Source organism: Stieleria mannarensis (assembly GCF_014154935.1).
Taxonomy (GTDB): Bacteria; Planctomycetota; Planctomycetia; order Pirellulales; family Pirellulaceae; genus Stieleria; species Stieleria mannarensis.
On the sequence record NZ_JACEHH010000025.1, the window covers coordinates 59,196 to 84,682 of the forward strand.

6 protein-coding genes are annotated in these 25,487 nt (G+C 58.0%); 5 read left to right on the forward strand and 1 reads right to left on the reverse strand.

Going from position 1 to position 25,487, the window contains the following annotated elements; all coding sequences use genetic code 11:
* Positions 1-116: 116 nt before the first annotated feature.
* Complete coding sequence (locus tag H1B37_RS17635) at positions 117-19,676, forward strand: carboxypeptidase regulatory-like domain-containing protein (protein ID WP_182867972.1); 19,560 nt, start codon at positions 117-119, stop codon at positions 19,674-19,676.
* Here H1B37_RS17635 and H1B37_RS17640 read toward each other — a convergent pair.
* Positions 19,599-20,000 (reverse strand): tetratricopeptide repeat protein, encoded by a 402-nt coding sequence (locus tag H1B37_RS17640; protein WP_182867973.1) that lies wholly within the window; start codon positions 19,998-20,000, stop codon positions 19,599-19,601. The genes H1B37_RS17635 and H1B37_RS17640 overlap by 78 nt on opposite strands.
* Positions 20,001-20,536: 536 nt before the next feature.
* On the opposite strand from H1B37_RS17640, the gene H1B37_RS17645 reads away from it, so the two are divergent.
* The 4 genes from H1B37_RS17645 (at position 20,537) to H1B37_RS17660 (ending at position 25,471) form a co-directional block, all read left to right on the forward strand.
* A complete protein-coding gene (locus tag H1B37_RS17645) occupies positions 20,537-21,796 on the forward strand; it encodes an ankyrin repeat domain-containing protein (RefSeq protein ID WP_182867974.1) in 1,260 nt (419 codons plus the stop codon).
* Positions 21,797-22,723: 927 nt separating this feature from the next.
* On the forward strand, positions 22,724-23,794 hold the full coding sequence (locus H1B37_RS17650; protein WP_182867975.1) for a DUF1559 domain-containing protein: 1,071 nt from the start codon (positions 22,724-22,726) through the stop codon (positions 23,792-23,794).
* A 48-nt stretch (positions 23,795-23,842) separates the two neighbouring features.
* Positions 23,843-24,280, forward strand: coding sequence for a carboxypeptidase-like regulatory domain-containing protein (locus H1B37_RS17655; protein ID WP_182867976.1), 438 nt, complete (start codon positions 23,843-23,845; stop codon positions 24,278-24,280).
* A gap of 234 nt (positions 24,281-24,514) precedes the next feature.
* Positions 24,515-25,471, forward strand: a complete 957-nt coding sequence (locus tag H1B37_RS17660; RefSeq protein WP_182867977.1) for an HDOD domain-containing protein — start codon at positions 24,515-24,517, stop codon at positions 25,469-25,471.
* Positions 25,472-25,487 lie beyond the last annotated feature (16 nt).

Here is a 25,487-nt window from a genome sequence, read left to right on the forward strand (position 1 = left end):
ACTCCGCATGTGTGCAAGAAAGGCTTTCAGCTCGTGCTTTATTCGATCTCTGCTTCGGCAGCAAAATTGCAGGGAGGATCTCGGTGAATTAGCCTGAACGCTGAGGAGATCGATCCATGAGTTATCCAGTCGGGCACCGCGAATGGTCCCATCGCCGTCGTCGTCATCGCAAGCTTCGTTCTCGAGATCATTTCACGCGTTTGCGCGGCAAATCGCTGCGGATGGAAGAACTGGAGAAACGGCTTCTCCTGACCACCATCCCTTCGCCGCTGGATCCAGTCGAGCCATACGGATCGCTCGTTTATGAGCGGGCCACTGCAGACAGTTTTGCAGCGACGTCCGAAAGCGATCGTTTCACCGTCGAATTGGACGTGAATCAATCCGCGACGGTTTTATTCGTCCCCAACGATGCTTCGATCCAGGCAGAGCTGACTGTATTGGATCCAGCGGCGGTTCCGTTGGGAAGTGCCGTCGCAGCGGGTCCGGGCGAGACGCTTGCTTTGGAAACCTTATCCATTTCGACGCCTGGTGTTCATCAAATTGATGTCACGAGTATGACCGGTTCGGGCGACTATGAATTGTCGTTGTTGCTGAACACGGCGTTGGAAGACGAATCGATTGGGGGATCGAACGACTCGATTGCAACCGCTGAGAGCCTGGAGAGTTCCAGCATCCCGCTGAGCGCAGGTGCGGACCGCATGGCGATCCAAGGCGTCATTGACATTCGCACGACGCTAAGCGGTGAAGCGTATTCGATCGATGGGTTTGGCGATCAGTTGTATGTCATCAATCCGGCTGATGGTGCGACAATTTCAAGCGTGACGGTCAACGTTCCCGAGGAAGAAGTACGCTGGATGAACGGCATCGCGCGGGATCCAACGACGGGGGAGCTGTGGGCGCTCGCCTCGCTGCGCGGTCGCGAAGATCAGCGTGACTTGATCAAAATCGATCCGGCGACTGGAAATTCCGTCGTGATTGGCAGCACGGGCGACAAATTTGCGGCGATCGCATTCGACGGTTCGGGGACACTCTATGGGGTCACTGGCGATGGCGCGACGACTCCCGAAACGCTCTATACGCTCAATAAGACCGATGCAACACCAACCGTCTACATGGCACTCGGCAATGGTGACGGCGGTGAGACGATCGCCATCAATCCGATTGACGGCTTGCTGTACCACGGTTCGGGCCGTGATGACGAGATTTTGGAGTCGATCGACTTGGCGGACCGTTCGCTGGTGAATATTCCTTTGCAGGGAGAGTCATTTGACTCGTTTCGCGGACTGTCCCATTTTTCGGAAGACCAATTTTTGTTGTCCGATGGGTATGGGCTTTTCCAAGTCTCCACGTCAGGTGAAGTCAGTTCGCTTGGCACGCTGGATCACTGGTCAAAAGGTTTCGTCGTCAATTCGGCCAGCATCAATCGCTTTGACGATGCCGCGGATGTGTACAGTTTCTCATTGGGGGCGGGTCAGGTCGCGACAATGGGGCTGAGTGGTCCCAGTGGAGCAGGGTTCGATTTACAGCTGCTCGACGCCGGTGGGGCTCTGTTGGCGTGGAGTCGTGGGGACGCTGCGAACGTGAACCGAGTGATCTCGGATTTCGTTGCGCCAGCCGATGGCGTTTACTATCTGCAGATCACCGCGGACCGTCTCGCACAATACAACCTGATGGTGACTCGCGATTCATCGTTCGAAATCGAACCCAACGGATCGCAATCCCATGCCAAGGATGTGTCGTCGAGCGGCCAAGTGCTCGGACGGCTTGGCGGCACCAACGCCGGACCGATTCGCGTCGCAGTCTGGGGCGGACATTCGCAACGGTTCATTGACCAGCTGAACGACGATACGTATTTCGATATCGATGCGACGCCGGTTGACGATCCAGAGATCGATTCGCCCGCAGAACTTGCCGCATTCGACGTGGTTGTTATTGGAAGCAACAATCCAAACTTCGAAACGTTTGACGAATCCACCGCGGCGGCAGTCCGCGACTGGTACCAATCCGGTTTGGGAGGAGTGGTCGGAACCTCTTACCTGTACAGCGCATTAGTCAACGCCAATTCCTCCGCGGCGCGCGACGAGCTGGACGAGATTATTCCCCTTGACCTCTCAGCTTCCAACGCCAACCAATTCACCGGCGAGACGATCATCATCGTCGACGGCGCTCATCCGGTCGCCAAGGGAGTCTCTAACTTCAGCAGTTTTGGGGAGACAAGTTCCAACGGTGCCGATTCCGACGCGACTGTATTGGCGACAAGCGGTGAGGGTGGACTACCGGCGATCATTGTCAGAGAAGATTCATTCGATCGCGCGATCGGCTTGCCAAGCCTTTCGCGATCGGTGTACCTGCAACCGCGATACTTTGATGGGAGCACGTTGTCCGCCGGCGCGGATCGGTTGCTCGAACAGGCGATCGCCTGGGCCGCGCCCGACCGTGACGATCAGTTTTTGATCGAAGTCAACGCGGGTGATAGTCTGGTCTTACAGACTGCCACCCCCGGTTCCGGTACCGGAGAACCTCAAAACACGCTCGACCCGACACTCGTGTTGTTCGACCCGTCCGGCACGCCGGTGGCAGCCAATGACAACGGTGCCGCCGGAACGAACGCCAGAATTGAGCATCTGGCCTTGAACAACGGAAGCTATCGCGTTGTGGTTGGTACCGAGGCCGGTCTTGGCGATTACGAGTTGATCGCGACGGGGTTCAGCGGCACGCTGCCGCCCTTTGCAGTCGCCCAATCGACCCCGAGTAACGGACAGGCCGTCTTCGGTATGCCCGATTATCGGGTGTCGTTTTCGAACAGCGTGCTCATAAGCAGCGTTGACGCATCGGATTTGACGGTCGACGGAGTACCTGCCGATGCGGTCCGAATGGTCGATGACCGAACCTTGGAATTTGACATCACATCCGCGAATCACGGTGACGGCACGTATCAGGTGTCGATGGCCGCAGGCGCAATCACCAGCATTTCCGGAACGCCACTCACGGGCTTTGACGCCAGCTTTGATGCGGAGATGATCGCCCCGCTCGAGAGGAAGACGCCGTTGGGATCGCTGATTCATGATCCTCCTGTCGAAGGGCACTTTTCAAATCCAGCTGACGTTGACACGTTCCAGTTGAATCTCGATGCCGGCCAGCTGTTGTCCGTCGTTTTGCAGCCCTTGGATCCATCGATCCGCGCAGGCATCACATTGTTTGCTCCCGATGGGAGCAGTCTGGGAACCGTTTCCGCATCCGCGGCGGGCCGGCGTGCCCTGATGCAAACGATTCCGTTGCCCGATGCCGGCAGTTACCGGCTGGAAACCACCGCATTGGCCGGTTCCGGGGCCTACAAATTTCGCGTCCTTTTGAATGCCGCCGGCGAGGCGGAAGACAGCATCGGATCGACCAATCAGACGCTTGGCACAGCAGAGCCCATTGACGGATCGTCGGTTGCCGTTGGCACCGGCGGCGATCGCCTTGGTGTCATTGGATTGCTGAACGGCAATAGCGACTACTTCAGTTTTTCGTTGGAACAAGGCCAGTACGCGACGCTGTCTCTGTCCGCACACACCGATGCCGATGTCGCGTTGCAGCTGATCGATGGGACGGGCAATGTGCTTGCCGACGGGGCGACCGCTGCCGTTAACGACGACCGGCGAATCAGCGGATTTGTGGCTTCCGCAAGTGGAACGTACTTTGCCAGAGTCGATGGAGAGATCGAGACGCAATATGCGTTGCTCGTCACGCGTGGAATTGACTTCGAACAGGAACTCAATGATGACTCCACGGAGGCTCAGGATCTCAGTCTGTCCGGCCAGGTATTGGGGTTTCTCGGTTACCCCAGCTACGCCGATCTCGTTTTGGCCGGTCAGCCGGTCGCGTATTGGCCAATGGGGGAGACGAGTGGATCGACCATGTTTGACCACTCCGGATTCGGTAACGATGGCAGCTACAACGGCGTCACGCTCGGCGTTCCGGGCGCCATCCCCGGCGACCCCGACACCGCCGCACAGTTCGATGGAGTCGATGATTTCGCGTTGGTCGCTGACCACGAAACCTTGCGGCCGCGACAGTTAACGATCGAAGCCTGGGTCTATCCAGACAACGGGATTGAGCGGGGCGATGCCGTTGTGACGAAAAACGACGACAGCTTGAGTACCGGATACGGACTTTGGTTTGACGGCTTCACGTCCAATCCATCGATCGAGTTCTTTGTGGATGACTTTTGGAGCGTGTCGGCGCCGATTCCGTTGAACGCATGGTCACATGTCGTCGGCACCTACGATGGTGCAACGATCCGATTGTTTGTCGATGGCGTTGAACAAGGTTCGCTTGCATTTGACGGACCGATCGTTCACAACGAAGCCCCCGTGCGAATCGGGTACGACGACATCGAATTCAATTGGGACGCATGGTCGGGGTACCTGGACGAAATCGCCATTTACGACGTCGCTTTATCGGGAAATCAAATCGCAGCCCACGCGTCGGCGGATCAATCGGCTGACGTGGATTGGTACCAATTCGAAGTGAATCCCGGCGATACGCTGACGATCGTGACGTCGACTCCCGGTGATGGCAGCGGCCAGCCATCCAACAGCCTGGATCCGCATCTCGACTTGTATGACGAGATGAATTCGATGGTGGCGACCGATGACAATGGAGACACGGACGGTCGCAATGCGGTGATTCAATACACGGTGCCGGTCGGCAGCGCAGGCACCTACCGACTGGCAACGCGGGCCCACAGTGGGATCGGGGAATACACAGTATCCATTCAGGGAGCCACGGGGACGGCGCCGCCGTTTGTGGTGTCGGCGGTGACGCCGGACGATTCCGTCGTACTCAGCGAGTTTCCGACAACGATCCGGGTCGACGTTTCGTCGGCTGTACTGCTTCCATCGATCGATGCCAGCGATCTGACGATTGACGGACAGCCCGCCGTGAGTGCGCAAGCGATTGATGAAAACACCGTGGCCTTTGACGTCGCATCGTTGCACGACGGGGATGGTACGTATCGCGTCGCAATTGCAGCGGGGGCTCTTACCAACCTCGCGGGCCAGCCACTGGAAGCATTTGGCATCAGCTGGGAAGTGGATACAACGCCTACGATGACGCGAGTCGATCCGGCCGGTGCTTTGATCTACGAGACGAGCGGCGACGGTCATTTCAACTCGGCTTCCGATGTCGATTCGTTTACCTTTGAACTTGATGCCGGACACGTGGGCAGCTTCGCGTTGATTCCTCGCGACGGATCGATGCAAAGTCAATTGGAGCTGTTTGACCCCAGCAATGCTTCCCTCGGCCTCGTCTCCGCTGCGTCGCCTGGCCAGTCGATCGTGCTGCAGAATCTCGGCCTCACCCAGCCCGGTCGGTACCGTCTTGAAGCGACATCGTTAGCCGGTCAAGGGAGATATGACATCCGCGTATCGCTGAATGCTGCGTTGGAACACGAAGCCTTTGGTGGCAATGACAACGATACGCTGGCATTCGCGCAAGCGATCGACGGATCGTCCGTCGCGCTGCCGAATTTCTCCAGCCGAATGGCTGTTGTCGGTGCATCGGATGACAGTTCCGACGCCGACCTTTATTCATTCCAGCTTGTCGACGGTCAATTGGCAAGCCTGACGTTGACTTCACTGGAAGGCGGCGTCGCGTCGGGTTTGGAGTTGTTGGATGCCAGCGGCACGTTGATTGCCAGCGGAGTGCCTGGACCGGACGAATCATCTCGCATCGGCCTGCTGCGAGGGACGGCAGGAACCTATTACGCGCGGGTGAGCGGTTCGGGGGCGGGCGGCTACTCGCTGCTTGTCAGCCGAGACACCGATCTGGAGCAGGAACCCAATAGCGTCCACAGCGTGGGCCAAATGCTAGACCCGGGAACGAAAGTGCTCGGTTTTCTGACCGAGAGCATTCCCGATGTCGAACCGGATGACTTCGCAGACGACCTTCGGACTTTAATCGTTTCGCCCGGTGTCGCGCTCTCGGTGGGCAACCGGCCGAACGAACAGGTTTATTCTCGCAGCGGATTTGCCTCCACCGGTAGCCGCACCTTCCAGCACGGTACGGCAAACGACTCGACGCCGGATCAGCTATGGAGCATGACCAATGTTCCGTTGCGCGTCGATTTTCTGGGTGGAGTGACTCAGGTTTCGCTGGATGTCATCGGCACCATCTTTAGCAACAGCAACTTTGGCAAGCTTGCGGCGTACGGAAAAGACGGCAATCTGATCGACGAAGTGCTGTCCAGAGAATTATTATCACGTGAGGCTCAAACGTTGACGGTCGGCCGACCGGACCAAAACATCGCCTACATTCTTGCCGGTGGCGACGGGACCTCTCGCATCGGCCTGGACAGTCTTCAGATCTTCGATGAGCGACCGGATTTCTATCGGTTTCATGCCGAGCCGGGGGATCATTTGGTGTTGCAAACAACGACTCCCTCCGGAGGTCCCAACGAATTCGACAACCCGCTGGATCCCGTGCTCACGCTTTTCAACGCGGATGGGGTCCAGGTTTCAAGCGACGACAACGGCGGATCTGATTTCCGCAACGCAGTCATCAACCATGTCGTGCCGTCCGGTCAGGGAGGCATCTACACCGCGTCGGTGACCGCCGAAACAACCGTTGGTGAATACACGCTGTTCGTTGACGGAACGTCACCGGCCAGTCCAGCCTTGGAAGTGTTCACCGCACCGCATACAGACGCAGAGATCATTGCAGCGTTTCCCGACGGCTATCGCATCCGGTTTTCTGGTGGAGTGCGTCTCGATACGGTCGAAGCGTCTGATCTGCTGGTCAATGGCGTTGCGGCAAGTTCGTTCACCGTGATTGACGGACAAACCATCGAGTTTGACATCAGCGCAGTTGATTCCGGTGACGGGTCGTACGCCGTCAGCCTGGCGTCGGGCGCCATCACCAGTTGGTTGGATGTGCCGCTATCGGAATTCCATCGCAGCTTTATTTACGACACCGAAACGCCGACGGTCATCGCGACTTCGACGGATGAAAATGATGTTGTGGTGACCCGAGAACTGGTCTTCGAAGCGACCTTCAGCGAGCGGATCGCCGAAACCGAATTGGGAACCGAAGATGTGACGTTGCTGGAAACGACGACGAACACGATGTTCACCGTCGACACGTTCGGCTTTGACTCCGACACCAATACGCTCCGTTTGACATTTGGCGATCTCCCCGACGGGCGATATTCACTGACGCTCAAGAGCGGCTCGGATGCGTTTCGAGATGTGGCCGGGCGGCCCTTGGATGGTGAGTCCGATGGTGGGGCGGGTGATTTCGTCAGGAACTTTGTTTTGGACGCTGCCAGCAATCCCTACCCGACCCCATTGGAACCCAAGCAGCCGGTCGCATCGCTGGTTTATGATCCAGTTGCCGAACAATACTTCCACCAGTCCGGTGACATCGATCCCTTTACGATCACATTGGACGCCGGTCAGACGGCGACCGTGATATTGATACCGGGCGACCCAACGATCCGAGGTCAACTGCAAGTCTTTGATTCGACGGGAACGAGTGTCGCAGTGGCCTCCGCCGCTAACCCGGGCGACGGTGTGATCCTGCAAACGGTAGCCATTGATTCCGCCGGTGATTATCGGATCGACGCCGGCAGCCTGGTCGGTGACGGATCGTACCAACTGCAAGTGATTCTTAACGCCTCCGTGGAGACGGAAAACATCGCCGGAATCGGCAACGACACTCTGGCCACGGCCCAAGACATCAACGCATCAAATTTGGCGTTGCCAGGTGACGCAACACGTCTCGCGGTGTTGGGTACCCTGGCCGATGCCGGGGATATCGACGTCTACACCCTGCAACTGAATCCGGACGAACCGGTGACGTTCGTACTCACGCCCCAATCCGACTTTGCCGATCCAGGCAATTTGACGCTGGAATTGCTCGACGATGCCGGTCAGTTGGTGACGTCGGGCGTTGCTGTACCGTTGGGTCAGCAACGAATCACGCAATTCTTCGCTCCGTCAGGGGGCTATTTTGCACGGGTCAGTGGCAGCGAGATGGCGGAATACACGCTTGTCGCCTCCCGTGCAGCCGATCTGGAGTCGGGCTGGAGTCCGACCGCGGCACAGGGCCAGCGTCTGGATCCGGCTCCCGTCATCGTTGCCGGATCGGCTCCTGAGATTCCGAATGTCGAGCCGGATGATTTCCTGATTCGTTCCAGTTGGCCCGGCGTCCGCCTCTCCCAAGCCGGTCGACCGACGGCCATCATTCGGTCGCAAGAGGATCTTCCCGCATCAACGGGCGTGCGGGTTTTCTCCGGCAGCAACTTTCCCTTCCCCACTCGATTCCAGTTATCGGAAGGCTTGCGTGTCGATTTTGAAGAACCGGTCAGCCAGGTCTCGCTCGACTTCATTGCTGATGTGGCACAAGACCGCGCCATTCTGCAGGCCTTCGATGATCGTGGAAACTTGATCGCCCAGGCAACATCGGCGCGATTGCCCCTGAACGCGATTCAACGCCTGACGGTCAACGGTCGACCGGAAGGAATCTCGTATGTGATCGCCGGTGGGGAAGCCGTCCGCAGCATGAAGCTCGACAATCTACAAGTCATCAGCGATTTGCCGGACCATTTCATCTTCCACGCGGCAGCGGGTGACCAGATCGTCGTGCAGACGACAACGCCCGGTGGCGAATCGTCGACCATCGACAATGGATTTGATCCTTCGATCCAGCTGTTTAACCCGACGGGCCAATTTGTTGTGGGGGACGACAATTCAGCCGCTGACGGCAGAAATGCTCGAGTGGACTACACGATTCCCACCGAGGGCACAGGCGAGTACGTGGTGCGTGTGGAGGGAAATGGTCGTGGCCCGTACACCGTGCAAGTCAGTGGCGCCACGGGAGCCGTCGATCCGATGCCGGAGGTGGTCACAACCGTACCGTCGGAAGCACAGCGATTGGCCGCCCCGCCAACATTCATCGACATTCGTCTCTCGGAGGCCGTCCTTGCAAACTCGCTTGACGTGTCGGATATAAGCGTCGACGGAGGTGCGGTGCCGACCTCGGTTGAATTGGTCGATGGAGCCACCGTGAGATTCTCGGTCCAGGTACCAGACGTCGCCGGTGTTTACACCTATCAATTGGCAACCGGAGCGTTCACGGATCTGCAAGGACAAGGCAGTCAAGGTCATGTCGGATCCTTTGAAATTGACCGCAGCGGGCCGAGGGTGACAAATCAGATTCCGTTGCAACAGTCGGCAGCGCCATTTTCGCAATGGACCTTCGTGTTTGACGAACAGATCGACCCCGTCACGTTGACGACCGACGATATAACGCTGTTTGAAAGTCCCGTTGGTGCCGACCTGCGCGGCGCGATCAATAGCATCACGGGATCGGGCACAACCTTCACCGTCACGTTCGACCCGCAATCCGTTGACGGGACGTATCAGATCTCGCTGGGCCCGGACATTCAAGATGTCGCCGGCAATGCGATGGATCAAAATTCCGATGGCATCAACGGCGAGGTCATCGACGCATATAGCGGGTCACTGCAATTGCAATCGCCCGACCTGAATGCGGTGCGAGTCGACGCGCCGCCGACCGCGGTTTTCGGAACGCAATTACCGCTGCAATGGACCGTTCGCAATGTCGGCAGCGATAGCGCACTGGAAGTGTGGCAGGACAAGGCGTGGCTTTCCCGCGACACCTTGCTCGATACATCGGACATCCTGTTGGGGATCGAATCCGCGGCCGCCGATCGTCCCCTGCCGGCCACCGCCGAGTACCAACGTGACGTCAGTGTCCCTTTGCCGCTCACCCAAAGTCTGGACGCCGGCCAGTATTACGTGTTGATCGAGGCGGACAGCGAACAGCAACAGCCGGAGATCGACGAACAGAACAATTTGGCAGTCAGTGCGCCGGTTACGATCTCTTTGCCGTCGTTGCCGAATCTGGTGGTGACCAACATCGACGCCCCCGCCGAGGCGTTATCGGGCCAACAGATTCCCATCGGATGGACGCTGACCAATCAGGGCTCGGCACCGGCTTCGGGAACCTGGCGGGACACGGTTTTTCTTTCGGACGATGATTTGATCGGCGGCGATCAATATTTCGGAGACTTCGCGTTCACAGGCACAATTCTGCCGGGGCAATCGGTGACGCGTCGTCAAACGATCCGTTTGCCAATCAGTCTGTCGGGAGCGCATCGCGCGGTCGTGGCCACCGATTCGAGTTCAAATGTTTATGAACACGCCGGTGAGAATGACAACGCGATGATCGACGGCAGCGTGATTGATATCCGCCCCGCTCCGCATGCCAACTTACAGGTGGCGCAAGTCACGGCTCCCCCAAACGCCTTCTCCGGCACAGAAATGGTGATTCAATGGGTCGTCGACAATGTCGGAACCGGGTCCACCAACGCCGCCGCCTGGACGGACGCCGTGTTCTTGTCCCTCGACCCTGTCTTGGACGCGAGCGACGTTTTTCTAGGCGAATCGGCGAACACAAGCTTCTTGGATGTGGGGGAGAGTTATCTGAATCGGCTGACGACCAGGTTGCCCAACGGGATTAGCGGTGAATTCTATTTGTTGGTGCGCGCCGACCGCAAAGACGCGGTCTACGAGAGTTTTTTCGAATCCGACAACATCAACTTCAGCGAACCGATTCAAATCACGTTGACACCACCGCCTGATCTGCAGATCACCGAAGTGTCTGCGCCGATCGACGCTTTCAGTGGACAACGCATCTCGCTGCGTTGGACCGTCGAAAACCGTGGGCAAACGACCGCCCTGCCGACCCAGTGGGTCGACCAAATCTACATGTCCAGTGACGAGACCTTGGATGCGGGAGACCGTTTGTTGCGTAGTGTGTCCATGGCCGCCGACGGTCTGATTTGCTCGCGAGCGACGTTTGGTCCACAGATCGTCACCAGCGGCAGCGGCAGTGTCAGTGTGACCACGGAGATCAATCCAAACGCGTTCAAGCTGCCGGCGTGCGCGCTGGTCGGAGGCCTGGAGGCCGGCGAATTCTACGAAGCTCAAACGACGGTGCAGCTGCCGATCGGCGTCAGTGGAGATTATTTCTTCCTGGTCCACACCGACGCAACCGACCGTGTTTTTGAGCATGCGTTCGACGCGAACAATGTGAATTTTGATACACCGGCCACCCAAGTCATTTTGACGCCGCCACCCGATTTAGAAGTGACGAGTGTGGATGCGCCCGCCTCAGCCCTGGCCAGCCGAGAGTTGGTGGTCGATTATCGCGTCACGAACGCAGGCACGACGACGACCCCCAACACGTCTTGGCTCGATCGGTTGTACCTGTCGACCGACAACGTTTTTGATCCGGACGTCGACCTGCCGCTGGGCGTTCGCCAACGGTACGGAGCGCTCGCCCCCGACCAGTTTTACGACGCACAATTCAAGGTGCGGCTGCCAGACGAATTGCTTGGTGAATCTTTCGCAATGGTGGTCACGGATGTTGATAACGCGGTGTTCGAATTCAGCGAGGACAATTTGGGGGTGGACGCCGTGCCGATTGAAGTCACTTCGACTCCGGCAGATTTGCAAGTTGACAACTTCGCCGTCCCGGCCAACGCACTTTCTGGTCAGGCCGTTCTGGCGACATGGACCGTTCAAAACGTGGGTTTGGCAGCGACAGAAGTCAACCAATGGACCGATCGGGTTTTTCTTTCGACCGACGATGTGTTGGACGACAACGACAGAATGCTTGTCAATGACGACCGCACTTCCGGTTTGCTGCCCGGACAGGCCTACACCGCTCAGCGACTGATGACGATCCCATTGTCGGTTGCGCCGGGCGAGTACTTCATGATTCTGCAAACCGATCAGGACGACGCGGTGTTCGAGCCAGGCACCGAAGCGAATAATCGTGTCGTATCGCCGATCACCGTGGGACGCAACACCGCTGATCTGCGAGTCACCGTCGACGATGTTCAAGCCAGTACTACCTCCGGGACCTCGTTCTCGGTCAGTTGGACGGTCACCAATGCGGGGAGTGCGGCTACCGATCGTCACGTCTGGACCGACTCGGTTTACCTTTCCTCCGATTCGATCCTCGACGAAATCGATGTCCAGCTCGGTCGGGTCTTGCACAGCGGGGCATTGCCGCCCACGGTGGGTTATACAGCGACCCGGGAATTCACACTGCCGATCGACATCTCCGGGGACTATTTTGTAATCGTTCGCACCGATGCCGATGACGAGGTCTTGGAATCCCCGTCGGAGGACAACAACGAAGGAAGATCACCGGCCGCGACACAAATCACATTGTCCGCCACTCCAGATCTGGCGGTCACCAATGTGGATGCACCGCCAGAAGCCTTTGCCGGCCAGCCATTTCATCTGTCCTGGACGGTTCGCAACGAAGCCGGGACGAGTGCCGCCACGGCGCCGTGGAATGACTTGGTCTATCTCTCACTGGATCAGGTGTTCGATGCTGAAGAGGACCATTTCTTGGGCTTCCACCGTCGAATGCAACCGCTGGCCGATGACGAACAATACACCCACGACGCGTCGTTCGTTCTGCCTCGTGGACTGTCCGGTCCGTTTTATGTCTTCGTCTTGGCGGACGGAAGCAACGATGTCTACGAACGCGCCAAAGAATTGAATAACGTCGCCTATGACCCGCTGTCGATGAACGTTCGATTGTTGCCACCGGCGGATCTGGTCGTGGGCAATATCAGCGTACCCCAAGACAGCATTGTGGGGCAAACCGCAACCATCGGCTACACCGTCGAAAATGCCGGCAGCAGCCCGGCCCGCGGTTCCTGGTACGATTCGATCTATCTATCGGCAAACGATCAATGGGACATCGGCGACGCGTTGTTCGGTCGGGTCCTTCGTCAGGGCGATGTCTTGGCGTCGGAAAGCTACTCGCAGTCGTTGACGGCTCCGTTGCCGGCAGTGGTTCCCGGTGACTACCACGTGATTGTCCGCAGCGACATCCTGAACCGGATTCCTGAGAGCGACGAGTCCAACAACCTGCGAGGCTCACTCGACCAGTTCGCAATGGACGCCCGGCAATTGATCCTGAGCACTCCACTGGACGGCCAGATCGGGAACGGTCAATCCACGTTCTTCCGAGTGGATGTCCCGGCGGGCGAAACACTGCTCGTCGCGCTCGATGCGGTCGACGACGACGCGTCCTTCCAGGTCTACCTGCGGTACGGCGATGTCCCCAGCCGAGCCAATTTTGACCGCGCGGGAATCGAACCGTTTCAATCGGACCAACGGGTTGTGATTCCCGACACGCAAGCGGGCACGTATTTTTTACAAGTGTACGGCGACCGTGTTGGTTCCGATGGCTCGTTCCAATTAACGGCTGATCTGTTGCAGTTCAGTATCTTGGATGTTAGCTACGGACAAGCCGGTTCGGGGGGACAACGAACTCTCGAAATCAACGGGGCTCGGCTCGATCGTAGCGTCATTGCCAGCCTGATCGATGGTGAAGGCAACCGTATTCCCGCCACATCACACTGGTACGTTGACGAGACAAAGCTGTACGCAACCTTCGAGTTACAGAATGCGGCGGTTGGATTTTACGACGTGCGGATCGACAACGCCGATGGAGCGAGCGATCTCGTTACCGACGGGCTGGAAATCGTTGGCGTCGACGACGCCAGCAACGCTTCGTATCTGTTCAATACACCATCGGCTGTGCGGCGTCCGAATCACGATCCCCCGTTCCGGTACAACTTCTTCGTCCGCTGGGCGAACGATGGCATCAATGACGCCCCGGTGCCACTGCTGGTTGTTGACGGCAGCGCCCCCATCGCAACGACGTATGACATCTTGCCCAATGTCATCGGATTCGATGACTTTGGCGGGAACCCCGTCACACTGTTCGGGCCGCAAACCGTGGTTCGCCTCGGTGTCACCGGCCTGGAAGGTCCGCCCGGCTTGCTCTTGCCGGGGCAAGGCGGTCAGACGACATTCTTCGGTTTGATCGACCCGAACCCCGACGACATCGAATTGAAGGTCAATCGACTGGGAAAGGATCCCGATGCGCCCTTTGACTGGCAATCGCTTCGTGGCGACATGGTGCCACAAGGAATGTCCGATGAGACCTTTGAACCGATCTTCCAACAGTTGATCGCGCAGGTGGGGAATTCGTGGGGTGACTATCTGGCGATGCTGTCGCGCAACGCGACGCTCTTGCCAGCGGAAATCGGAAACGTCAGTGACCCCGGGGTGTTATTGCAACAAGAACTTCGGCGTGCGCAAGCCGCCGTCAGTACATCCATCCGCGGGATCGCGTATGCCCGCGATTTTGCAGTCGAGATCAGTGGGCGGACCGTACTGGCAAGGAACCGAAGCACCGGTGAGGTCTTTGGCGCGACGTCCATGAACGACGGGTCGTTTGTCTTTCCGGTCGTCACGGCGGGAGAATATGAGCTTGAATTCGAAGGTGCGATCCAAACCGGTGCCACACCGGTGTCTGTCGTGGACGGACAGCAAGTCACGAGTTTGGTCCTGACCTTGGAACCCGGCGGTACGATCATTGGCCGGATCACCGAGTCCACCGGCCAGGCCGTTGCCGATGCCACGATCGTGGCTGCCACCCCAGACGGACAATCATTTGCAGCGGTCTCAAACGACGATGGCGAATACCGACTCGAAGGGCTTGAACCGGACACGTATCGGCTGCGGATCACTGCCCCCGGCTTTGCCCGTTACGAAGTCACCGGGATCCAGTCCGCCACCGACACGGTCCAGCAGAATGCGGTCCTGGTGCCGGGAGCGGGCATCCAGGGATCCATTTCCTTGCAACCCGGTGGTTCCGACGATGGTGTGCTGCAAGTCAGCGTTACACCGACTGGATCAAATCGCAGCACGGATGCGTTCCGCACCACCGCAACGGGAACCCTGTTCACCGTCGCAGGGCTGCCTGCCGGATCGTACGACGTGACATTGCGAAAACCCGGATATCTCCCCGCGACCCTGGTCGGTGTTCAAGTCGAGGCGGCGGAACGTATCGACGTGGGGAACATCGAACTCCTTGTCGCTGCGAGCATCAGCGGGACTGTCACAACGCACGCAAACGAACCGCTCGCCGATTTGCTGATCGGAGTGTTTGATGGTAACGATCAAGTCGGAAGCTCTGCCGTCAGTGCGAACGGTGAATTCGATATCACGGGTTTGCCGGCAGGAAGCTATTCCGTTCGAGCGGTCAATGCCACACGTTCGATTGACACTTCGGTGACTGTAACGCTAGGCGAGGGCGAATCGCGAGGTGGTGTCCATTTGCCAGTGCTTCCGGGCGGGGGCGTCGAGGGACGAGTGAAAGACGCCTCGGGGATGCCCCAAGCCGGTGTGCGAGTCCTGGCCGAGGATTCGCAAGGCCGCGTCCAAATGGTCGTCACCGACGCGGACGGAATCTATCGCTTGAGTCAACGAGAACTTGGTTCGTATCAAATCAGCTTGCTTCCGGTCGCTTCAGAGGGTTCCGTCGATGCCCAGGTGACCGCCGTGGACGGAACCGTTGTTTCGGCTCCCGATCTTGTCCTCCAGCCCGTCGCGACGATTCGAGGCGAGGTCAAGAATTCGGATGCATTCCCGCTGGAAAACGTCGTGGTCGCATTGATCGACAACGGCCAAGCCGTCGCGATGACCACCACCAATGCGCTTGGGCAATATGAGTTTGGTTTGCTGCAAAGTGGGCAGTTCGACCTGGAATTCCGCGGCGGTGGCGCGACATTCGATCCGGTCAGCGGTGTGTCGGTCACGGAAGGGGCCACGGCACGACGCGATGTCCTCTCGGGTGATTCGGCTCTGGAAGTGAGCGTCACCAATGATCAAGAAAGTCCTGACGGCGCTCTGGTGCTGCTCTACCTGTCACTTGAAAACGGCGAGCGCACTCTGGTCAACAGCGCCGTCGTGCAGGGGGGAGACATCCGCTTTGGTCACCTGACCGGCGGCAATTACCAGGTGGAGGTCATCGACGGGCCCACACGTGGAGCCGTCGCCTCGGCAACCCTTTCCTCCGCTTCGACAGAATCGATCGCTCTCCCGATCGGTCGGCAATATCAGATCCAAGGAGTGGTCACGGACGCGTCCAACACGCCCGTCGTGGGGGCCAGTTTGCTGTTCCGATCGACAACCAACCCGTCATTGGTGCGATCGGTGCAAACGGATCAATCGGGGGCGTACACGGCCGATAACTTGCAGGATGACACGTACAGCGTTGTTGTGGTCCGACCAGGCTTCGCCGCGGCGGTCGACTCGGTGGTTGTTGTAGGTGCAGACCAACAGCACGACGTCATGCTGACAGCAAGCACGACGGAACTTCGCGGACGATTGCTGGACAGCGACGGCAACCCGATCCCGTACGGATCGGTCCGAGTCGAGGATGCACAACAGCGTCTTGTCGGTGACGTGACGGTCAATTCCGACGGCAGTTTTTCGATCGATTCCGCTGCGGGAAACGATTTGACGCTGCAGATTCATGTCGCGGGCTATCGCGATCAGAAATTGACCGGAATCGACGCGACGATCGGTCAGCAAACCAGCTTGTCGGACACGGTTGTGCAGCCGGTCGCCTTCGGTCGCGACGTCCCAATGGTCAGCGGTCCGATGCCGGAAGGCGAAGCCCGGTCGAGTTCTTTTTTCGGGTTCTTGTCGGACGCCGGGACCTTGGCGGAACGTGATTTCGTCCGCGAAGGACTGCTGACCGAAGCCGACGTCGTGCCGCTGCACGAACAGCCCTACGACAGGCAACTGGAAAGTGCCGCAGCCTACCAACGCGTGCAGGCAGCGATCCGGATCCGTGACAATTTCCGCGACGCGGCGTTGTTGAATCAGGAGGCGTTGGCCCAACGACTTGACATCGCGATCCCCTTCTTGGCAACCGAAGTGGCTCGTGAAGCAGGAAAGCTTGCGGGAATCGTTCTGGCGGTGGCGGGGGCGGTCGAAGCCGTGGCGGCCGTTTCGCTGGCCAGTTCGGCTGTCAATGCAATCAACGGCGCGACAACCGTGAGCGGTGCGCTCGTCTCTACGGGCCAGCAACTTGAGACGGCCCTGGAACGACTGCGATCGGTTGTCCGCCAACCGTCGGTCGAAGGGGCCCGGCAAGTGTTGCTGAGCGTCGCCGAAGCCGCCTCAAACGCGGCGACCGTGATCGCCAATGTAGGAGCGATGTTAAGCGGTACGCCCCAACACGCTCTGCTCGCCAACATCACCAACCTGCTTTCCGGTGTGCGTCCTTTGGATTTGGAAGCCTCACTGGGCAATCTCGATGACATTGAAACGAGCGTTCGTCAAACACGGCTCGCGATCGCGACCTATGAGCTGTGGGTCGCCAACGTGGATCTGGCGAATCAATGGTACTTGACCAGCCTTGAATCGGGCGAGGATCCCGGTCGCAACCGCCGACTGCCTCGGATTCCGGATCTTCCCGATCCCGACGATGAACGCAACATCCGCCGACCCCAGGCGGTCGACCCCAATGACATTCTGGGGCCGGAGGGATATGGCGATGATCGCTATGTTTCGCTCGCCGATTCACTCGGTTACACGATCCGTTTTGAGAATGACCCGGAACTGGCGACCGCACCGGCCCAAGTCGTCCGCATCACTCAGCAACTCGATCCGGACTTGGACTTCAGAAGTTTCCGAATTGGTTCCTTCGGATTCGGCGAGACCGTTGTTGATGTTCCGCAGGATCAAGGCTTCTACATCGATCAAATCGATCTGAGCGAAGAATTCGGCATCCTGCTTGATGTGGTTGCCGGAATTGATGTTGAAAGCGGCGAAGCGTTCTGGCAATTCCGCTCGATCGACCCGGCAACCGGCGATCTCCCCGCCAATCCGCTGCTGGGATTCTTGGCTCCCAATGAAGATGGTGTCCAAGGCCAGGGTTTTGTGACCTATTCCGTGCGACCGCAGCCGACCGCGATTCAAACCGGCGATCTCGTTGATGCTGTGGCGAGCATCGTCTTCGACATCAATCCGCCGATTGAGACGCCACCGATCTTCAACACCGTTGATGCCGACCTTCCGCAAACCGCGGTCGCGTCTCTGCCCGCGGAAGTCGCCGACCCAACCTTCGACGTCTCCTGGACTGGCGACGACGTCGGTTCCGGCATTCGCGACTTTACCGTTTGGGTTTCCGAAAACGGTCGCCCCTATCAAGTTTGGCTGGCGAACACGACGCTCACCGCCGCGCCCTTTTCCGGCAAGGAAGGGCGAACCTATCAGTTCTATAGCATCGCTCGGGACAACGCCGGCAATACCGAGTCGCGGCCCGCTCAAGCCGATGCGACGACCACCGTCTTCACTGACAATACGCCGCCCGCACTTGAACTCGGACTCGACGACAGCATTCTGATTGATTCCGACTTCTTCCGTGCCATCGAATTCAACGATCCGGATGTCGATGATTCCTGGACGGTCAGCATCGACTACGGCGACGGTTCCCCCGTCGATCTCCTTCAAACCACGGCCACGCTTTTTGAACTGAATCACACCTACACCACGGCCGGGGATTTTACGATCACCGTTGTTGTGACCGATTCGATTGAAGCATCGATTTCCGATTCAATCGTGTTGATGGTCGTCGACGACGTGGACACCGATGGCGATGGGATCTTCGACAATGAAGACCTGGACGATGATAACGATGGAGTCCTCGATACGGTGGAGAACGACGCGCCAGGTGCAGGCGATGCCAACGGAGATGGAATTCCGGACAGTTTGCAAGCCAGTATCGCTTCGCTGCCCAATGCCCTTGACGGTCGATATGTGACGCTCGTCGCGTCTCAAGGGGTGACGCTTCACAACGTTTCCGCGATCACCAATCCGTCACCCCAAGGTGGCGCGGTTTTCCCATCCCACCAGACTTTCGTCAGCGGGTTGTTCTCGATCGAACTCGGCATTGCCGGTGCCAACGGCCCCATCGATTTGACGTGGGTCCTGCACGGTGACACGGAAATCACCTCGCTGTTTCATTTTACCGACCAAGTCGTCGACGACGGCTCGAACTTCTTCTCCTATCGCAGGGATCCGAGCAACGGTACCGGCATTCAGTCGATTGCCGACGACGAACTCGTTTCACGGTACATCGACGGATCCATGCCGGATCTGGATCAACTCCCGGACGGCACGATCGATTTGATTGCAGGTCCGGTGCTCGCAGCCGGAATCCCTGCACAGAACCCGGTTCAACAATGGGATGTCAACAACAACGGTGAATCGACAACGCACGACGCACTGCTGGTGATCAATTTCCTTGGCAGACAATTGGCTCAGCAAGGAACCTTGCCGTTCCCCGCCAATAGTTCAATGTTCTTGGACGTCAACGGCAATCATGAGGTGACGCCACTCGATGCACTCATCGTCATCAATTTCATTGCTCTTCAGCAAAACGCCGACACAACGGTCCAAGCAGAGCAGGCCGAACTCCGAGCGGATTTCGGTTTCATTGGCTCATCTTCCATCGGAAGTCCATCGCACCTGGATCCAGACGTTCACGATCAGATCAGTCTGATCGAGTGGGCGGAGATAGGTGATCTGGAAGACGACATTGTCGCGGATTGGACTCTCAATCACCATCCATTGCCGAGTGAAGATCGGGATAAAAAGAGTTTTGAAAGGCAATCTTTCGAACGTTCCGTAGATGATCTTCTAAGCCAAGATTCTGCACTTTTCGAACTTGTGCTCGAACTCGATCGCGACGGTGATGGACACCGACGCGTGTCTTGAAATTCTGGTTTGTCGGTTGTCGCCGAATTGGTAGGTCAGCTCCCGCTGGCACACAAACAGGTCGACTGGATTTGCGTGTCGGCATCCGCCCATGCGGCTTCGAATCGCGTCATCCATCGCCGGGTTGTTGATATGCGGTCCGTGGCAAAGGCCGATTCCCCACCAAGCCATCGCACAGTCTTGGTCGAACCGCAACGCCTGTTGAAACGACCGAAACGCTTCGTCGTGATCGAACGCGTAGGCGAAATTCAGCCCCTGGTCGAAGTATCGCTGAGCCTCGTCCGATTCGGTGGTGATGCCTCGATGGTGGACCGTAATGCCCACGAACAGCGGAGTCGTCGCTCCTGCCGGGGGCTGGTCGCTGATCGCTCCCGGCGGCGAGTCTTGTTGGCTCTAGGCAACGCCGCTCGACGCGAAGAAAGCGATCAGAAGCGCTGAGCACACACGCCAATAATGAAATCGACTCATGCTTGAATTCTCATTTCAAGGTTACGTGAATTGACCGGCTTGTTCGGTAGATCACCTCAATTGTCTACCCGGCCGGAGCCCCACACCAGCGAAATTCCGTTCTCCGGACGCAACGATCGTGTTCGACTGTCGTCAGGCCACGAAAACGAACGAAGCGTTTGGGTGAGACGTGGTCAGCGGATGGCTGTACGACCGACTTTCTAGCAGCGTTGCACAGAGTCTCATCGACAGCCCGGAAGGGCTGTTGTACTTAGAAAAGCGATCGTCCCTCGCAGGGCGACTTTGGCGGGAAAAACTGGAGGAATGCTTTGAGGGGCAACGCCGCGGAATCCGCAGGGGGAGGTGATCGCGTTTCTCTCGATGCAAACACCCTTTCGACAGGAATCCTTTTGATGTTCCGAAGCAACCCGCTTTTTCATGCCATCTTCACCTTCGCCGTCTTGGCGATGATCACGCTGTCAGGTCCGGTCTCGGCACGCACGGCGGAATCCGAGACCTCGCCCGACCCACGGCCGCACGCTCAGGCCGGCGCCGGATTCCAAGACGGTTCCCACGCGTTGCTCTACAAAATGCTGTGTGAGCTGAACACCAATTGGATCGGGTACACGCCTCGCTTCGAAATCCTCAACGGAACGATTCCCATCGACGATGAGGTTTCGCAGATTCAGACCCATCTCAAACTCGTGATCGCTCAGCTGCGATCGGCAGACGTCTCTCATCTGAGTGATTCTCAGCTCGCCCAGCGGACCGCTCACCTGCAAACCCTACAGGCTTACATGGCCGAGGGGAATTTCCCACGGAACATCTTTGTCACCGGTCGCCGTCCAGTCTTTATCGATCCCTGGGGGACGCACTGTGCGGTCGGGCATCTGATTGCGACATCCGGCCACAGCCGGTTGGCAGGTGCGATTAACCGCGAACATCAACTCGACTATCTACGCAACATCCAGACGGCCGGGCTGGCGCAATGGCAACGCGCCTCCGGATTCAGCCTGGACGAACTGGCCCTGATCCAGCCGACCTACCGCAGCACGACGTTGATCTATCCCAAACCAATCGAACAATTGATTCTCGGCGATTCCGCAGCCCTGATGGCTGGGATTGAAAGTGGGGAGATCGACATCAATGCCCGGTGTGGGGGAAAAACGCTGCTTCACCTTGCCGCTGCGGCGGGTGATCTCACGCTCGCCAAACTGCTGGTCGCCAAAGGGGCCGATCTTCACGCCGTGTCCACTCTCGGATGCGGGAAAGCGGAACTTGCCAAGGGCGGCAGCCAAACCGTCGTGACGGTGCGTTGGCACCAAACGACCTCCGTCAGCAGTCGAGGCGGGATGGGAATCGGAGTGTATGGAGCCGTCTTCAAAACGGAGCGTGGAAGATTCGTCACAGACCTCTTGGACGATCTCCGCGGCGGACGCGCCGGACTCAATGCATTTGACTATGCCACGCAGGAACCCGTCAGTTCGTGGGGCTACCATCGGGTCCGGATCAAAACGACACCTTGGGGTGTGAGGAGGGGCAAGGATGTCACGGAGCAACCGAAGAACGAGGTCATGGAAACCTTAAAAGCCAATCGCGCGGCGGTCGCATCGTGGCTCAAAGAGCGGGGAGCTCACCCCAGCCGGCCCGCGTCCGACGATCAACACGATTGAAGCGTTTCGGTCGTCTCGGACTTCATGGAAAAGACCATCCGATGACGCTCACATGGGGAGAGATGGAATTGCGCCGCGTGTGTTGTGCGCATCCGTTAACCAACGCATGCGGGACGCGTAAACTACACCTTTCTGTTGTTGTTTATTTAATAGCGGATCCTGTCGCAAGTCTTTGATTCATTCGTTTGTAAGTAGAAGGTGGGGTGAGCTGCTGCGACAAACACGTGCTGCCCGGTCGACGGTTTCAGACACGCCAGGGTGATCAAACCGGCGATCGTGTGCTGGGGCCTGTGGTTGCGGATTGCCCGAAATTTACGGCTTTTTCTCGGCTTCACGCCCATCGATCATTCTTCGCCATCGCCCACGGATCACCGGCCGCAATCGCCATGTGCGCGAGCACCACGGATCACACGACAAACGCGCACATCGGCATCTGCATGGCAAGATCTATATTAAGAGTCTCGCACTGGACGCTATAAATTGGTGATGGTTGCGGCTAACCGCAGATCCGCATGCTGTGATTGCGGTTAACACATCAAGACGCCTGTGGTGGGTTTCGGCAAGGGCGTGTCACCAAGGTCCTTCTGTGGTGCAAGTCACTCACACTTCTGTCGAGGGTCGTGTGCAAAATTTGTGTGCCAACGATCAAGGCACTGCCTAATTTTGAACATACGATACGCTCGCGACCGAGGACGTGATTCCGAATTTTTTTCAAAACGGCTCAAGGTGAGATGGGAAATCAATTCACCTTGGCGGTTGCTGCCGTTTGATTCTTCAACACCGCAAACGAATCGCAGCGCACGGCGCGCTTCGTTTGGGACAGCGGTATGTGGTTTGCCTAGCAGAGACGCGTTCGAGCAGTTCGTCGGCACGTTGCCGGACGGCTCGCTCGAGTCCTGCCTCTTTCACAATGCAAACATTCAAACGATGAGAAATCTCAGTCACAAACGTTACGCTTTTACCTTGGTCGAGTTATTGGTCGTGATCGCCATCATCGGCATCATGGTCGGTCTGCTGCTACCCGCGGTTCAAGCTGCTCGCGAAGCCGCCCGGCGGATGCAATGCTCCAATAACATGAAACAAATCGGGTTGGCGATTCACAACTACCATGACACGTTTCGTCAAATGCCGGCCAATCACGGGCTGCGGGGGGACCTGCCTTCGAGCGGACGTCCCCACTCGGGCGTTTCCTGGATGGTGGTGATTCTGCCCCAGTTGGAGCAGTCGTCCGCGGCCGATGCGATCATTTACGAGGGCACCGATTTCAGCGAGGATTCCAATGTTCCCAACCGGAACTGGGAATTGATGTCGCGAACCAACGTGCCGACCTACAACTGTCCTTCTAGTGCGCTGGAGCGATTCCGGATTCAGGACACCAGCCAAGCGACCAAAGACTTTGATCCCAATGCCCCGGACAACTATGAAGTCCAGATTCCTGATTACGTCGCGTCGGTCGGTTACTACAACCCGCCGGGATCGAACGTCTTTTCGTGGGACCGTTACTACAACAACACGGCGACGTGGTCTTGGGGATGGTTGCAAGACGATGGCTTCCTGTCGATGTTGAACAATCGATTCCGTGAACGGAAATTCTCCAGCGTCTTGGATGGGTTGAGCAACACGATCGCCGTCGGCGAACACGGTGCGTTCCTCCAGCACTTTGACGGGACCCAGGAAGATTCGCGTCCCGGTCGTGGTCCGGGAGGCTTCTGGGCCGCCCGTCCGATGCACTACGCCTGGGGGGCGTATCACGGCAAGACCGCCAATGTCACGGTGCCGCGGTATCCCAACAACAGTCTGTTCTCGGGCAACTGGACCCAGAACATGGAGCACACGTTGCACAACGGATTCCGATCACAGCACGTCGGCGGGGTGCAGTTCACAATGGGCGACGGTTCGGTTCGATTCATCACCGATAGCATCGATTTTGACAAAATCTTCACCGCGCTGTGCGGCCGCTCGGACCGCTACGTCTTTGATCAGGAGTGGGTGAACTAATCGATGCAAAGGATGAATGAACGGGAGATCGAGACCATTAAAGAGAGAATGACTATGAAGCTTCATCAACGATTCCTCCGACCACTCGGCTGGCTGACGATGATCCTGGTTTTGGCGGTGCTGCAGACCGGATGTGACTCGTCACCGAAACTCGGCCAAGTCACCGGTGTGTTGACGATGGACGGCGAGCCGGTGAAGAACGGCAGCATTGAATTTGTCCCCAGCGGGGGCGGGCGTCCGTCGCTGGCGTTGACCGACGCGGAAGGACGCTACACGGCGTACTACCTGCCCAATATGCCGGGCGCGCTTCCGGGAAAACACCGCATTCGATTCGAAATCGCCAAGGCCAAGCCCGGCGATCCGGGGCTGGTTCGTCCCAAGGGCAAGGGCCGACCGACCGGTGAAGTCACCTTGGAACCGTCGACGATCGAAGTCGTCGCGGGGGAAAACCAAGTCGACTTCAAGCTGGTCGAAGCTCAAAGCTGAGCCCGTAAACACAAACCCATTCCGATCTGCCGCCGCCCGACTTTTCGCGAAGACAATGTCGCTTCGCGGAAACAGGGCGGCGGTTGTGTTTACCCCCGGGCGGGTTTTCCCTCACAGCTGGACCGTCTCGATGGCCAGCCGCCGCATCGGACGCGAATGCGGGCAATACTTCAGAGCTATGCTTTCGTAGCGACGAGTCACTTGCAGCACCCCAAAGAGATTGGAAGACGTTCTATGGATCGCCAGAGCACGATTGAACGAATCGAGGAGGTCATCGACCGCCCCGAACTACTTCATTCGCCTCCCGAAGTGGCTCAATCACTATTGCAATTGACCAAAAATGACGACTTCGGGCTGCACGAAATCGTCGATTGCATTCGCGCCGACCCGGCGATGTCCAGCCGCGTGTTGCACGTTGTCAACTCCTCTCGCTATGGGTTGAACACCTCGGTGACGAACCTGCACCAGGCCGTGTCGCTGTTGGGTGAGCGGAGCATTCGCTTGATCGCGATGACCTTTAGCATTGCCAATGCGTTTTCCACCGGTGCCGCGCGTGAGTTGTACAACGACTTTTGGCGCCAGGCATTGACCACCGCTGCGGCTGCCCGCCGACTGGCCGTCCACTTGGACGACGTGGATCACAATGACGCCTACACGACCGGGTTGCTCAGCCATCTCGGCACGCTGGTGTTTGCACAGGTCGAAGGCGAAAAGTATCTGTCGCTCTACCGAAGCACATCGGGCCAGCGCTTGGCGACCTTGGAGCGGCAGAAATATGGCATCGATCACGTCGCCATCGGCGCACGCCTGCTGTGCCAATGGCAATTTCCCGATGTGATTTGCGACGCCGTCGCCAGCCATCGCGATCCGGAGATCGAAGAGCCCCTCGCGATCGCCGTCCACGGCGGCACACTCGTCACCGACGCACTCTGGTACGCCGGCGATGAATCGATCGCGGCCTGCCGCGGGTGGCTGGACGACCGCTTCGATCTGACAATCGACCAGTTCATCGAACTTGCCCTGGAGTGTCGTGACGAAGTCCAATTGGAACTGGAGGTCTATGGCGTCGACGCAGCCATCCCCGTCGATCCGGAAGAACTACTGGAACAGGCCCGCCAACGATACATGCAATCGTCGCTCACCACCGCGCTGGATTTCGATTCGTACGACTCGGTGTTCGGCGAGGAATGATCCTCCCGGCCGGTCC

Excerpts from the sequence above, each read along its gene's own strand:
- H1B37_RS17635 (WP_182867972.1), top strand. The coding sequence starts at position 117 with ATGAGTTATCCAGTCGGGCACCGCGAATGGTCCCATCGCCGTCGTCGT.
- H1B37_RS17645 (WP_182867974.1), top strand. The coding sequence starts at position 20,537 with ATGTTCCGAAGCAACCCGCTTTTTCATGCCATCTTCACCTTCGCCGTC.
- H1B37_RS17650 (WP_182867975.1), top strand. The coding sequence starts at position 22,724 with ATGAGAAATCTCAGTCACAAACGTTACGCTTTTACCTTGGTCGAGTTA.
- H1B37_RS17655 (WP_182867976.1), top strand. The coding sequence starts at position 23,843 with ATGACTATGAAGCTTCATCAACGATTCCTCCGACCACTCGGCTGGCTG.
- H1B37_RS17660 (WP_182867977.1), top strand. The coding sequence starts at position 24,515 with ATGGATCGCCAGAGCACGATTGAACGAATCGAGGAGGTCATCGACCGC.